At 32.5% G+C, this 12,454-nt stretch carries 12 protein-coding genes; 6 read left to right on the top strand and 6 right to left on the bottom strand.

Annotated features, from left to right (window positions below):
* Positions 1-189: 189 nt before the first annotated feature.
* From J2W95_RS16650 to J2W95_RS16665, 4 genes are all read right to left on the bottom strand, one after another.
* Positions 190-1,197 carry a 3-oxoacyl-ACP synthase III family protein gene (locus J2W95_RS16650; RefSeq protein WP_310009027.1) on the bottom strand — a complete coding sequence of 336 codons (1,008 nt, stop codon included), beginning with the start codon at positions 1,195-1,197 and terminating at the stop codon, positions 190-192.
* A 136-nt stretch (positions 1,198-1,333) separates the two neighbouring features.
* Positions 1,334-2,278 carry an ABC transporter ATP-binding protein gene (locus tag J2W95_RS16655; protein ID WP_310009029.1) on the bottom strand — a complete coding sequence of 315 codons (945 nt, stop codon included), beginning with the start codon at positions 2,276-2,278 and terminating at the stop codon, positions 1,334-1,336.
* Between the two features lie 220 nt (positions 2,279-2,498).
* Positions 2,499-3,188, bottom strand: coding sequence for a YiaD family glycine zipper/OmpA-like lipoprotein (locus tag J2W95_RS16660; protein WP_310009031.1), 690 nt, complete (start codon positions 3,186-3,188; stop codon positions 2,499-2,501).
* Positions 3,189-3,205: 17 nt separating this feature from the next.
* A complete protein-coding gene (locus J2W95_RS16665; protein ID WP_310009033.1) occupies positions 3,206-3,715 on the bottom strand; it encodes a lipocalin family protein in 510 nt (169 codons plus the stop codon).
* Between the two features lie 603 nt (positions 3,716-4,318).
* Here J2W95_RS16665 and J2W95_RS16670 point away from each other — a divergent pair.
* A complete protein-coding gene (locus J2W95_RS16670; RefSeq protein WP_310009035.1) occupies positions 4,319-4,777 on the top strand; it encodes an SRPBCC domain-containing protein in 459 nt (152 codons plus the stop codon).
* A gap of 83 nt (positions 4,778-4,860) precedes the next feature.
* On the top strand, positions 4,861-5,247 hold the full coding sequence (locus J2W95_RS16675; protein ID WP_310009037.1) for a VOC family protein: 387 nt from the start codon (positions 4,861-4,863) through the stop codon (positions 5,245-5,247).
* A 56-nt stretch (positions 5,248-5,303) separates the two neighbouring features.
* Here the strand turns inward: J2W95_RS16675 and J2W95_RS16680 are convergent, their stop codons facing one another.
* Both J2W95_RS16680 and J2W95_RS16685 read right to left on the bottom strand, forming a co-directional pair.
* Complete coding sequence (locus J2W95_RS16680; RefSeq protein ID WP_310009039.1) at positions 5,304-5,486, bottom strand: type II toxin-antitoxin system antitoxin; 183 nt, start codon at positions 5,484-5,486, stop codon at positions 5,304-5,306.
* Between the two features lie 3 nt (positions 5,487-5,489).
* The gene (locus J2W95_RS16685) at positions 5,490-6,344 is read right to left on the bottom strand and encodes an SPFH domain-containing protein (protein WP_310009041.1); all 855 of its coding nucleotides are present in this window, start codon (positions 6,342-6,344) and stop codon (positions 5,490-5,492) included.
* A 350-nt stretch (positions 6,345-6,694) separates the two neighbouring features.
* Here J2W95_RS16685 and htpG point away from each other — a divergent pair, with 350 nt between their 5' ends.
* The 4 genes from htpG (at position 6,695) to J2W95_RS16705 (ending at position 12,215) form a co-directional block, all read left to right on the top strand.
* Entirely contained in the window at positions 6,695-8,578 is a 1,884-nt protein-coding gene (gene htpG / locus J2W95_RS16690; protein ID WP_310009043.1) for a molecular chaperone HtpG, read from the top strand.
* A gap of 315 nt (positions 8,579-8,893) precedes the next feature.
* Positions 8,894-10,084 (top strand): pYEATS domain-containing protein, encoded by a 1,191-nt coding sequence (locus tag J2W95_RS16695; RefSeq protein ID WP_310009046.1) that lies wholly within the window; start codon positions 8,894-8,896, stop codon positions 10,082-10,084.
* Positions 10,085-10,222: 138 nt separating this feature from the next.
* Positions 10,223-11,029: a hypothetical protein gene (locus J2W95_RS16700; RefSeq protein ID WP_310009048.1), complete on the top strand. Its 807-nt coding sequence runs from the start codon at positions 10,223-10,225 to the stop codon at positions 11,027-11,029.
* 247 nt (positions 11,030-11,276) lie between these two features.
* Entirely contained in the window at positions 11,277-12,215 is a 939-nt protein-coding gene (locus tag J2W95_RS16705; protein WP_310009051.1) for an MASE1 domain-containing protein, read from the top strand.
* The last annotated feature ends 239 nt before the right edge of the window (positions 12,216-12,454 follow it).

Consider the following 12,454-nt stretch of genomic DNA (forward strand, 5'->3'; position numbering starts at 1 on the left):
CTGTGGTTTGATTTTTTTTTATGTAACAAAAAAACAAATCTCTCGTCTTATTGGAAACTTGTATAAACATTAAGTTCCTTTTTACTTTCATTACAAAAATCAACTTTTTGGTTGTTAACGAAGAAACCCCGAAGTATGCCACTTCGGGGTTTCTTTTTATAAAATAAAATCTTTTTGAATTTCAGTATATTACCATTTTATAATTGCGCTTGCCCAAGTAAATCCACTTCCGAAAGCAGCTAAAACCACTGTGTCACCAGATTTTATTTTTCCTTGTTCCCAAGCTTCTGTCAAAGCAATCGGAATAGACGCTGCAGTTGTGTTTCCATACTTTTGAATATTACTAAAGACCTGATCATCGTTCAAACCAAATTTCTTTTGTATGTATTGTGAAATTCTCAAATTGGCCTGATGCGGAATCAACATATCAATATCCGAAACCTGCAAATTATTTGCTTCCAAACCTTCATTGATTACTTCGGCAAAACGAACTACTGCATTTTTAAATACAAATTGTCCATTCATATAAGGGAAATAACTTTCGTCATCCGGATTGTTGTCAGCAAGAATATCGGTTACCCAACGTCCTCCCATTCCTGGAGCTGTCACAACCAACTCTTCTGCATGAATTCCTTCGGAATGCAAGTGAGTTGATAAAATTCCTTTAGACAAATCTTCTTCTCTACTTAAAACTGCTGCTCCTGCCCCATCTCCAAAAATTACAGAAACCCCTCTTCCACGAGTTGTCATATCCAATCCTGTCGATTGAACTTCGGAACCTATCACAAGGATATTTTTATACATTCCCGTTTTGATATATTGATCGGCTACAGAAATAGCATAAACAAATCCAGAACATTGATTACGTACATCTAATGCTCCAACGGTTCTCAATCCTAAATCACGTTGCACCAAAACCCCTGGCCCTGGAAAATAATAATCGGGACTTAATGTTGCAAAAACAACAAAATCAATATCTTCTGCAGCAACACCTGAACGCTCCATTGCAATTTTGGCAGCTTTTACTCCCATCGAAGTCGTGGTATCTTCTCCTCTAATGATATGTCTTCTTTCTTGAATCCCTGTTCTTTCTTGAATCCATTCATCATTAGTATCAATGATTTTAGACAAATCATCATTAGTCACTACATTATCTGGGACATAATATCCCAATCCCGTTATTTTTGAATGGTACATATTTTAGTATTTTATTAAAATCAAGGTTGCAAATTTAAATATCTTTTAAAAAACAAGATCACAATATAGTGTTTTTTTAAACATTCTTAGTTTTGCTATACTATTTTAAATCTAATAGTAATTTTGAATCTTACTATTAGATGATTTTCAAGGTAACTTCCTGATTAAATTCTAATGCAGTTTCATGTTCAAAGAAAATAGCTTTCCTATCGAAAGCAGCTTTTATCAAATATCGGCTCCCTTTAAAAAAAGATTGTTTTACTACTGCTTGCATAGAACCGTTTGCATCAACTTTTAACTGATGTGGATACAATAAAATAATCTCATCTTCTCCTTCTATCGGCATTAATTGAGACAATTTCAGTTCATTTACTTCACCAAAAAGAGAGGCTACATATTTATTCAACGGGTAATTATAAACATCAGCCGATGGTCCTTTTTCCATAATCCTTCCTTGATGCAAAACTATTGTTTCGTCAGAGAAAGAAAGAGCATCAACACTATCATGTGTCGCTATAAAACAAGTAATTCCTTTTTTCTTTAGATAAGCAAAAAGGTTTCTGCGCAAAGCATTTTTTCTAAAATTATCAATATGGCTAAAAGGTTCATCCAATAACAACACTTCTGGTTCCAAGGCCAAAACTCTAGCCAAGGCAACACGTTGCTGTTGTCCTCCACTCAATAATTTAGCTTTTACATTCGCAAACTCGGTCATTTCAACCATTTCCAGTAATTCTTGAATACGCAGTTTTTTTAAGGGTAAAAAACCATTCGAAAGAAACTTACCTACATTTTCGGCAACCGTTTCATAGGGCATCAAATCAAAATCTTGAGCCAAATATTTCATGAATGGCATCCCTGGAATCAAATTGTATTTAGGTCCTCGAATCTCCGTTTCATTATAAAAAATGTGCCCTTCATTTAGGTCATACATACCATAAATAAGTTTTAAAAGGGTACTTTTTCCACAACCGCTTTCTCCAAGAATAGCAATATTCTGTCCTTTGGCGACTGTGAAATCTACATTTTGAATAATGATTTTTTCGGTATATCCGAATGAAATATTTTGAACTTGAAGCATTCTATAACATTAAAATTTGAGAGAACAAATATAGTTTCTTTAGCAAAGAAAATATACTATATACTCTTAGAATTTACTGTTAAATAAAACAGTCTTTTTTACCATTAAGAAATTAAGGTTTATTAAGAGTCAATCCTCAATGACAGGTTTATGAAAAGTTGGGTGCAAAAAAAAACTGCTTTATAATAAAGCAGTTTTTTTTAAACATTTTGAGACAACACTATTGTTTCGTTTTAGCCTCTTCTATCATTTTTGCATTTGCAGTAATCGCAAATTCCACACGACGGTTTTGTGTTCTACCCTCTGGAGTGTCATTAGGAGCAATTGGATCTGCAATTCCATATCCAGAAGTTTTGAAACGGCTAGCCACTAATCCTTTTGATATTAAATATACTTTTACCGATTCAGCTCTTTTTTGAGAAAGCGTTAAATTATATTCTGCTTTTCCTGTATTGTCAGTATAGCCAAAAATTTCAATATTAGTATCTGCATAAGAATTGAATACAGGAACTAATTTATCCAAATTAGCTTTAGCCTGAGGTGTCAAAGTTGATTTGTTTACATCAAAACGAACAGCGTTTTCATTCAAAACCAAATGAATTCCTTCTCCTACACGTTCAACATCAGCTCCTGGCAAAGCTTGATCAATCTCTCTTGCTTGTTTGTCCATGCTGTTTCCGATCAAAGCTCCAGTTCCACCACCAACAGCAGCTCCAATAGCAGCTCCCAATGCAGCGTTTCCACCTTTTCCAATATTATTTCCTAGTACAGCTCCAATAATTCCTCCTGCAACAGCACCTATTCCCGCTCCTTTTTGTGTGTTATTGGCATTTTTCACAGATTCACATCCGGTAAAAAGAAAACTCAATACTAATAAACTACTTAATCCTAAAATTGCTATTTTTTTCATCTTTTTTATATTATAAATTAGTTAACTTTTTGAAATTGGTAAACAACATCAGTAGGTTTGTTACCTACACTTATTTTGTCAACTAATTCAAATGAAGTTTCTGTTTGGTTTCTAACTCCTAGAACGAAACCTGTTTTTACATTTTTAGATTTCAATCCTTCATCTAATATTTTTAAAACAAATTGTCCTTCTTTATTAACATACCAAGTAATCTGAGAAGTAAAACCAGTACAATTTGGACTGTTCAAAGTCATATTACCTTTATTATTGTTTGAAATAAAATGCCAAGTACTTCCTATAAAACATTTTGAGTCAGCAAGATTAAAGGAATTTACTTTAATATATTCAGAGCCTGGATAACTCACGCTTACAATTTGCCAATCACCTTTTATACCAACTTGAGAAGTCTTATCTAATTTTGTCATTGGAGCATTAGAAACTGGCTCCGGTGTAGCAGGCGCAGTTGATGCCGATTTACATGCAAAAACCAAAATGGTTATAGTGCATATTAAAAAAATTTTCTTCATTATTTTCAATTTAAAGTTACGAATAGACAAAGGTAAGTATCAATTTCATTCAAAATTATTTTTTTATTTATATAATTTACTTACGCCAATCAATAAAATAGTAATAATTATATAAAACTTCAGACTCAATTTCAACTAAAATCTAACAACACACTTCAGATAACCAACCGATTAGAACTATCTTTTATTTAAAAAAAGTAAATATAAAAACCCAGCTCAGCAAAGTGTCAATACTTTTCATTTTTTTTTAAAGTTTTTGAAAGCTGTGAACATCATAAAAGTCTCCCGGCTTTTCCCGTAAATACTTTTAGAATTATATACTATTCAAGAGTTTCAAAAAACTTCAAAGCTATTATTATTCAGTTTTCCTACTTTTATAAAGGAAAAAATTTCTGCTTACAAAAAAAACTATATCTGAAAAAGTGTTGAATTTCTAAGATATTCATGAAAAAAGTCGGGAGACTTTAATTAAATTTACTATTATAAAGGTCAATAAAAAAATGCGTAAAGTCTTGAGACTTTGCGGAGCGGGTATCTAAAACGACAGCTAGTATGACGGATAATAACAATTTGAAAGATTAATCTAAGTAAATATTTAACATTATGAAAAAGTTACAATTCAAAGTAAGTATCAATGCACCTGTAACCAAGATATATGATTATATGCTTGGCATTAACAGTAAGTCAACTTATGAACAATGGACTTCTTTGTTTAACCCTACCTCCACCTATGAAGGAAGCTGGGACAAGGGAAGTAAAATTCTATTTCTTGGGGTAGATGAGAAAGGAGAAAAAGGAGGTATGGTTTCCAAGATAGCTATAAACATTCCTAACCAATTTGTTTCTATTCAACATTATGGTCTTTTAAAAGGCGATAAGGAAATTACAGAAGGACCAGAAGTAGAAAAATGGGCAAACGGATTTGAAAACTATACCTTCGAGGAAAGTAAAGGGACTACAACCGTTACTGTTGACTTAGATACAACAGAAGATTTTTTGGATTATATGAACGAGACCTACCCAAAAGCACTCGACAAGCTGAAAGAACTTTGTGAAAAATAGTAATTTCACGAATAACTTAGCACAACAAAAAAATCGACATCAATATCATTGATGACTTATAACCAATAATATTGCAAAGCATTATGACAACAGACAACACAACGCATTTTGCCCCCGAACTGCACATTCCCAATGGCACGTTCAATGTTGATTTTTACATAAAATTCGGAGCTACGGAACATTTTCGTTTTCTGAACGATGACGGAAGCATTCATGTTGTAGAATTGGAAATTAACGGTGCTATTTTTCACCTGCATGAAACAATGCGTGATGCTCTTGAACCTATAAGTGCAAAGGGAGTAACAGCGGTTATCGGTTTGTTTGTTCCTAATTTAGATGAAGTAATGCAAAAAGCTGTTCAAGCGGGAGCAATAGAAATCAGTCCTGCCCAAGACTACGATTACGGTTACAGACAAGGAATGTTCAAAGATCCTTTTGGACATCATTGGCAAATACAGAAAAAAATCTAAATGAACATAACGTTTTATTTTTAGCCAATCGTAGATTTACAATTGTTTTCTTTCAATCAATCTTCCTCTTTATTTTTTGGGGTACTTTTCGCCTTTAGCCTTTTCGCATCCTTTAAACTTTTACTAAGCATCCACTCTATCTGACCATTGACACTACGAAATTCATCAGCAGCCCATTTTTCAATTGCTTTCATTGTTTCTGAATCAATTCGTAATGCAAATGACTTTTTTTCAGACATCTTTTATTGATTTAAAGTACCGGTATTAATTACAGGCTTAGTTTCACTATCTCCACAAAGGACAACCATTAAATTACTCACCATTGTTGCTTTCCTATCTTCATCAAATTCAATAATTTCTTTATCGGCTAATAGTTTTAAAGCACTTTCAACCATGCCAACAGCACCTTCGACAATTTTATGTCGTGCAGCAACTACAGCTGAAGCTTGTTGTCTTCGCAACATTGAATGAGCAATTTCGGGAGCATAGGCTAAATATCCAATTCTTGACTCTATCACTTCTATTCCAGCAATTTCCAATCGTTGAGTAACTTCGTGTTCAAGCGCTATGTTTACATCGTCAAAATTAGTGCTTAATGTTACTGTTGCTCTCTCATCTTCAAAATGATCATAAGGAAAAGAACCTGCAAGTTTTCTAACCGCCGAATCCGTTTGGATTCTAATGAATTCCTCGTAATTATCGACTTCAAATACAGACTTGAACGTATCGTTAACTTTCCAAACTAATATAACACTAATTAAAATAGGGTTCCCCATCTTATCATTAACCTTAATTTTTTCGCTTTCAAAGTTTCTTGCGCGCAAAGACAAACTTGTTCTAGTATAAAGTGGGTTTACCCAAAACAAACCGCTCTGCTTGACACTTCCTTTATAATCTCCAAACATTAAAAGAACTTTTGAACTATTTGGTCCTATTACGATAAAACCCTTTGTTAAAAATACAAATACTATAAGTGAAGCCACTATTAAAATAATATTGTTTGAGATAAAGCCATAAAGCGTCACTGCCATCGATATTAATAGCACAGCAACAACTAAATAACCATTAAAAGGTATTAAAACTTTTTCTGTTTTCATAATAAGTAATATTTAAATGATATCATATTGATATCACAAATATAATTAATAGTTCATTACAAAAATCAATCTTATACTATTATTTAATGATTAAAAATTTATAGTTTGAAAAATATCTGAATACGTGTAATAAAATTGCGTAAGCCAATCGATAAAACAAACATTTTTCAAATTTGGATAAAACAAGGGAATAAAACGTCTCAAATCTTCAAAAAAATTACAATTATCTTTAAACCCTACAAACATTTTCAATATATTTTAGTTACGACAATTTGTCACTCCCATAACAATTGGTATTCTATTTGAAAGTTATTTAAACCGATTGTAAAACCATTAAATAATATAAAAATATGACAACAGGTAAAATTAATGTTTCGGTTGAAAACATCTTTCCCTTAATCAAGAAGTTCCTATACAGTGACCACGAAATTTTCTTACGTGAATTGATTTCAAACGGAACCGATGCTACTTTAAAACTAAAGCACCTTACTAGTATTGGTGAAGCCAAGGTTGAATATGGTTCTCCGATTATTGAAATTAAAATTGACAAAGAAGGCAAAAAACTCCACATCATTGACCAGGGATTGGGAATGACTGCCGATGAAGTAGAAAAATACATCAACCAAGTTGCTTTTTCCGGAGCTGAAGAGTTCTTGGACAAATACAAAGATTCTGCCAAAGATTCAGGAATTATTGGTCATTTTGGTCTTGGTTTTTACTCTGCTTTTATGGTTGCAGAAAAAGTAGAAATCATCACTAAATCATACAAAGACGAACCAGCGGCTCACTGGACATGTGACGGAAGTCCAGAGTTCACATTGGAACCAGCTGACAAAACGACTAGAGGAACTGAAATCATTTTGCATATCGCAGAAGATTCTCTTGAATTCTTGGAAGAATTTAAAATCTCTGGCTTATTGAGCAAATACAATAAGTTTATGCCTATCCCAATTAAATTTGGAACAAAACCTCAAACGCTTCCAAAACCGGAAGATGCTCCTGAGGATTATGTTGCTGAAACAGTTGAAATTGACAACATCGTTAACAATCCAAATCCAGCTTGGACAAAACAACCAACAGATTTATCGGATGCTGATTACAAAGATTTCTACCGTGAAATGTACCCGATGCAATTTGAGGAGCCATTATTCCACATTCATTTGAATGTAGATTATCCTTTTAATTTAACTGGTATTTTATATTTCCCAAAATTGGGTTCTGACTTGCAAATTCAGAAAGACAAAATTCAATTGTACCAAAACCAAGTGTACGTAACGGATAATGTAGAAGGAATTGTACCCGAATTCTTGATGATGCTTCGTGGTGTTGTTGACTCTCCAGATATTCCTTTGAATGTTTCTCGTTCAGGATTACAGGCTGATGGTGCAGTTAAGAAAATATCAAACTATATCACTCGTAAAGTTGCCGATAAATTGAAATCTTTATTCAATGAAAATAGAGAAGATTTTGAGCAAAAATGGAATGACATCAAAATCATTCTGGAATACGGAATGCTTTCTGAGGATAAATTCTATGAAAAAGCAGGAGCGTTTGTATTGTACCCAACAGTAGATGATAAATACTTCACTTTAGAGGAATTAAAAGAAAACCTAAAAGAAAAACAAACTGACAAAGACGGTAAACTTGTTGTTTTATATGCAGGAAATAAAGAAGCGCAACACTCTTATATCGAAATTGCAAAAGACAAAGGATATGAGGTATTGCTTTTGGACTCTCCAATTATCTCGCATTTAATTCAAAAAATTGAAGGAGACAACAGCGGATTACATTTTGTTCGTGTCGATTCTGACCATATTGATAACTTAATCAAGAAAGAAGAAAACGCTATTTCTAAATTATCTGAAGAAGAAAAAGAGAGCCTAAAAGCTTCATTGGAAACTTATATTCCAAAAGCATACACAGTACAATTGGAAGCGTTAGACAGCAATGCAGCTCCATTTATCATTACGCAACCTGAATTTATGCGTAGAATGAAGGAAATGAGTCAATCTGGTGGTGGTGGAATGTTCGGAATGAATAATATGCCAGAAATGTATAATTTGGTTGTAAACACCAATTCTGATTTGGCTACAAGCATTTTGAATAACAAAGACAAATCGGCACAAGAAAGTTTGGTAAAACAAGCTTTGGATTTGGCCAAGTTATCTCAAAACCTGTTGAAAGGCGAAGAATTGACTGCTTTCGTGAAGAGAAGTTTTGATTTGATCAAATAATTTTATTTTCCTTTTCAAAAAAGAAAATCCAAACCTGCAAGCTCAAACTTGCAGGTTTTTTTATACCCAAAAGTCATTGTTTTTAAGTATCTGTTTTTAAAAATCACTAAGCTAATTTCCTCAAAATAAGCTTTTACACTTCTTTCTTGTTATTTTTTTACTTAACTTTAAGAATTAAAAGAAATGAACGAATTGTTTATTTCTTCAAAAACATCCTTCCTTTCGGGAAATGAGTTCATTTCTTTATTAAAAAATTATGCTTCACAAACCAATTTAAAACTGATTTGATTTAGAACCTAATTAAAATCTACACTTATGGCAAATAACGAAACCAAAAGTTTAAATGAAACGGAATTAGAGAAAGAAAAAAATACAGGAAAAGAAGCTGAAACTTCAGTTTTACTCACATTATATATGGGACTTTTTTTAGGAATGATCCCTGTTGTTGGTTTTCCCATCACGATTCAAGAAATGGGAGGGAAAATTCTTTTTATAGGTTTAACACTTGGAATTACCGCTTTTATAAGTTCTTTTTTTCTGGGCACTTTATTTGGTATGCCAAAACGAAACAATAAAAAGGAAAAAAATAATTCACTCAATAATAGTTTACTCGATATCTCAGATTGGTTAACAAAAATAATTGTGGGACTTGTATTAGTCAATCTAAAAGAAATCCCTGATTATATCATTTCCTTTGGAGAATATATAAGGATAGCTTCGAAATATGACAGCCAATTATTGAATATCTACACAATTGGAATCCTCTTCTATTTCGGATTTTTAGGTTTATTTATCGGATACAATTATATGCGATTGGTCTTATCCAACAAATACAAATTTGCCGACGATATTTTGATTCGAAGAGAACTTGAAATTACAAAGCAAAAAGTGTTTGATGCAAAAGAAGAGAACCAACAAAAAGACAATAAGATTATGCAATTCCAAAGTTTGGTTCAAGAAAAAGAACAATTGACCAAAGCGTTAATTGAAAAGTTAAACGCGCCTACAATGTCTAATTCCAACATTAAAACTGTTGTTAAAAAATTAATCGATTCTGGCGAAGCCAAAAAAGGGAACGAAAATATAGAATTTCATATAGATAAAATGATGGATGAAGCCAAAATGAAACTACATAAAGGTCTTATCACACACAACAATGATCCACAAAAAGGGCAATGGAAATCAAATTCCGTAAATAATGAACGAGAGTTGAAAGCGACTGTCATTGAAGAAACCAAAGGATTGTACAAAATAAATCTGCATGTAGTTTCAACCAATCCAAAAAATAATCCATTAGAAAACGGCCATCTAGTATTATTTGCTTTACATAACACGTTTGGCGATCCGCCTTTCAAGCTCGTAAAAGTTGATAAACAATCAGCAGAATTAAATTTTTATGCTTACGGTTCTTTTACAGTAGGGGCATTTGTAGATGACGGCGCTACTGAACTAGAACTTGATCTAGCTGAATTACCTAATATTTCCAGCCATTTCAAAAACCATTAATTGGTAGCTTTTACTACAGAAAAACAAAATATCGACTTTATTTTAATATTTAACAGTCTCATCGATTGATACTTCACTTAAAATAATAAATTTGCTAACCCCAAATAAATAAACCTAACCTAAAAAAAAATGAATCTTATGAAGAACCGCTTACTATTATTAACAGCGTTTACCCTTACTTGTTTTCAATTTATTTCATGCACAAAAGAAGATTCTTTGAGCGCTACTGATAATAGCTCAGTAGTTGCTTCAGCTTCTATTGACGCTGTAAATGAATTGGATGTTCAAACAGGAACTCAAGTATCATTCGACAAATTGACTGCTAAAAAAACAGGGAAATCACTAACCAGTTCATGTGCAACTGTAACTATGGACCCGGTAGCAACAACTTTTCCTAAAACATTCTACGTAGATTTTGGAACTGGTTGCTTAACAAACGGAATTACTAGAAAAGGAAAATTAAAAATCACTTTTTCTAACTATATTACTGAGACGGGTAGCACCATGACAGTTGAAAGAATAGACTATTCTGTAAATGGTAATAAAGTAGAAGGAAAAATTGTTTACAAAAATACAACTACATCAGTACCTCAATGGACTAGAACTGTTACCGATGGAATTTTTACAAATATTAAAGGAGACGTATACCTAAACTCAGGTTCTTACACAATAAAACAAACTTTTGGTTTTGAAACTCTGACTCTGACTGATAATACATACGAAATGATTGAAGGAACTCATACTGTTACTAAACAGAATGGCACCAAAATCACTTTAACTGTTTTAGAACCTTTAGCTAAAAAATACTCTTGTGATTATGTATCCAAAGGAAAACTAAAAGTAGAAAGTACACTCTTGAACGGAACAATTGATTATGGCAGTGGAGATTGTGACAATCAAGGAACTTATACACAAAACGGAATTGAATTTCCAATTACAATGTAATTTCAATTTCATTTAAACTATATTATAGAGGCTGTATAAAACAGTCTCTATTTTTTTATTTTAAAATAAACACTATCAAATAAAATTCGATTTACTATTAATGTAAATTAAAAATCAAAAAATTTGGATAAATAAGTTACAAAAATTGATTTTTAAGTAAGTAATGAAAATACAATTAAAAATTAAATACTAAATTTGTTTTTTATTAGTTTTCTGAATTTCAAAAGAATACAAAAACCCATTCATTATGTATAAACTAGTGGCAAGCGATTATTACACACCTTTTTATTTAAAACCTGCTTTAATTAAAATTATTTTGGTAGCATTTGTTTTCAATGTACTTGCCTTTTTAAGCTTTAGAATAACCGTCTCCCCAGACAATCTCTCTCCAATTTTTCCCGATGTCGGATTTGCACTTGCTGCTGTATTAATTATAGGACGCAAAGCTATTTCAGGAGTTTGGATCGGATCATTTGTCGCAAATATGTTTTCATTTTGGGATGTTTGCAAAATGCTGGACAAATCATTACTCGAAACCATACTCGCTTCAGCATCTGTAGCCACTGGAGTAGCAATTGGAGTAATTATTAGTGCATACTTAATTAATTTGGTCAACAAAGGTGGGTATCCATTAAAAAATGGAGCTTCAGTTATAACCTTTTTAGCAATTAGTGTTTTATATTGTGGTATCTGCTCTTTGCTATGCGTTTCAGCTATTTCGTATTGGGGATTAAGTACTCCAAACCACTTTGTTTCCAATTGGACAACTCTATGGAAAGGTGATCTAATCGGCACTATTCTTATAACACCTTTTCTGATATCTTGGTTCTATCGTCATCACATAAAAATAATTTCAACATCCCTTTTAGAAGCTATTTCATTAGGATTAGCGACAGTTTTAGTTTGTGTCCTAATTGCTTATGATCATCCAAATGATCAATATCTATTCATTCTAATATTATTATGGGCCACTTTTCGCTTCAGAATTAGAGGAGTATCTATCTTAGCCTCCATGTTTGCTCTTTTATCGTCAATATACGGATACCTAGGTTATGGCTCATTTGTTGTAGTCAATTCCGAAGATTCACTGATTAATATTAATCCCTTTTTTGGATTAACAACAGTCATTGCCCTAATATTGTCAGGATACTATTCTGATTACTTACACAGAAAATTAGAAGCATAGAAATATAACGATGATAAACTTATATTTAATTGAACTAAACTCTAATTAAAATCTTCAACCCCATTATGGCATGTCCCTTCGGGTCGGGCTATCCATTGTATCTTTTACTTTCCCGAAAAAGGAAAACAAAAGGATGCCATTCCAATCCCTCATGCAAGGACGTTTTCATAACAGCATTTCTTCTGTTATTGATTTTAGTCTAGTTTACATAAACAAAAAAAAACAGCCCCAAAGAGGAG

The organism is Flavobacterium granuli, assembly GCF_031456055.1.
Classification (GTDB): Bacteria; Bacteroidota; Bacteroidia; order Flavobacteriales; family Flavobacteriaceae; genus Flavobacterium; species Flavobacterium granuli_A.

Bases quoted from the DNA above. Each gene is read 5' to 3' on its own strand.
- J2W95_RS16650 (WP_310009027.1), bottom strand. From the start codon at position 1,197: ATGTACCATTCAAAAATAACGGGATTGGGATATTATGTCCCAGATAAT.
- J2W95_RS16655 (WP_310009029.1), bottom strand. From the start codon at position 2,278: ATGCTTCAAGTTCAAAATATTTCATTCGGATATACCGAAAAAATCATT.
- J2W95_RS16660 (WP_310009031.1), bottom strand. From the start codon at position 3,188: ATGAAAAAAATAGCAATTTTAGGATTAAGTAGTTTATTAGTATTGAGT.
- J2W95_RS16665 (WP_310009033.1), bottom strand. From the start codon at position 3,715: ATGAAGAAAATTTTTTTAATATGCACTATAACCATTTTGGTTTTTGCA.
- J2W95_RS16670 (WP_310009035.1), top strand. From the start codon at position 4,319: ATGAAAAAGTTACAATTCAAAGTAAGTATCAATGCACCTGTAACCAAG.
- J2W95_RS16675 (WP_310009037.1), top strand. From the start codon at position 4,861: ATGACAACAGACAACACAACGCATTTTGCCCCCGAACTGCACATTCCC.
- J2W95_RS16680 (WP_310009039.1), bottom strand. From the start codon at position 5,486: ATGTCTGAAAAAAAGTCATTTGCATTACGAATTGATTCAGAAACAATG.
- J2W95_RS16685 (WP_310009041.1), bottom strand. From the start codon at position 6,344: ATGAAAACAGAAAAAGTTTTAATACCTTTTAATGGTTATTTAGTTGTT.
- htpG (WP_310009043.1), top strand. From the start codon at position 6,695: ATGACAACAGGTAAAATTAATGTTTCGGTTGAAAACATCTTTCCCTTA.
- J2W95_RS16695 (WP_310009046.1), top strand. From the start codon at position 8,894: ATGGCAAATAACGAAACCAAAAGTTTAAATGAAACGGAATTAGAGAAA.
- J2W95_RS16700 (WP_310009048.1), top strand. From the start codon at position 10,223: ATGAAGAACCGCTTACTATTATTAACAGCGTTTACCCTTACTTGTTTT.
- J2W95_RS16705 (WP_310009051.1), top strand. From the start codon at position 11,277: ATGTATAAACTAGTGGCAAGCGATTATTACACACCTTTTTATTTAAAA.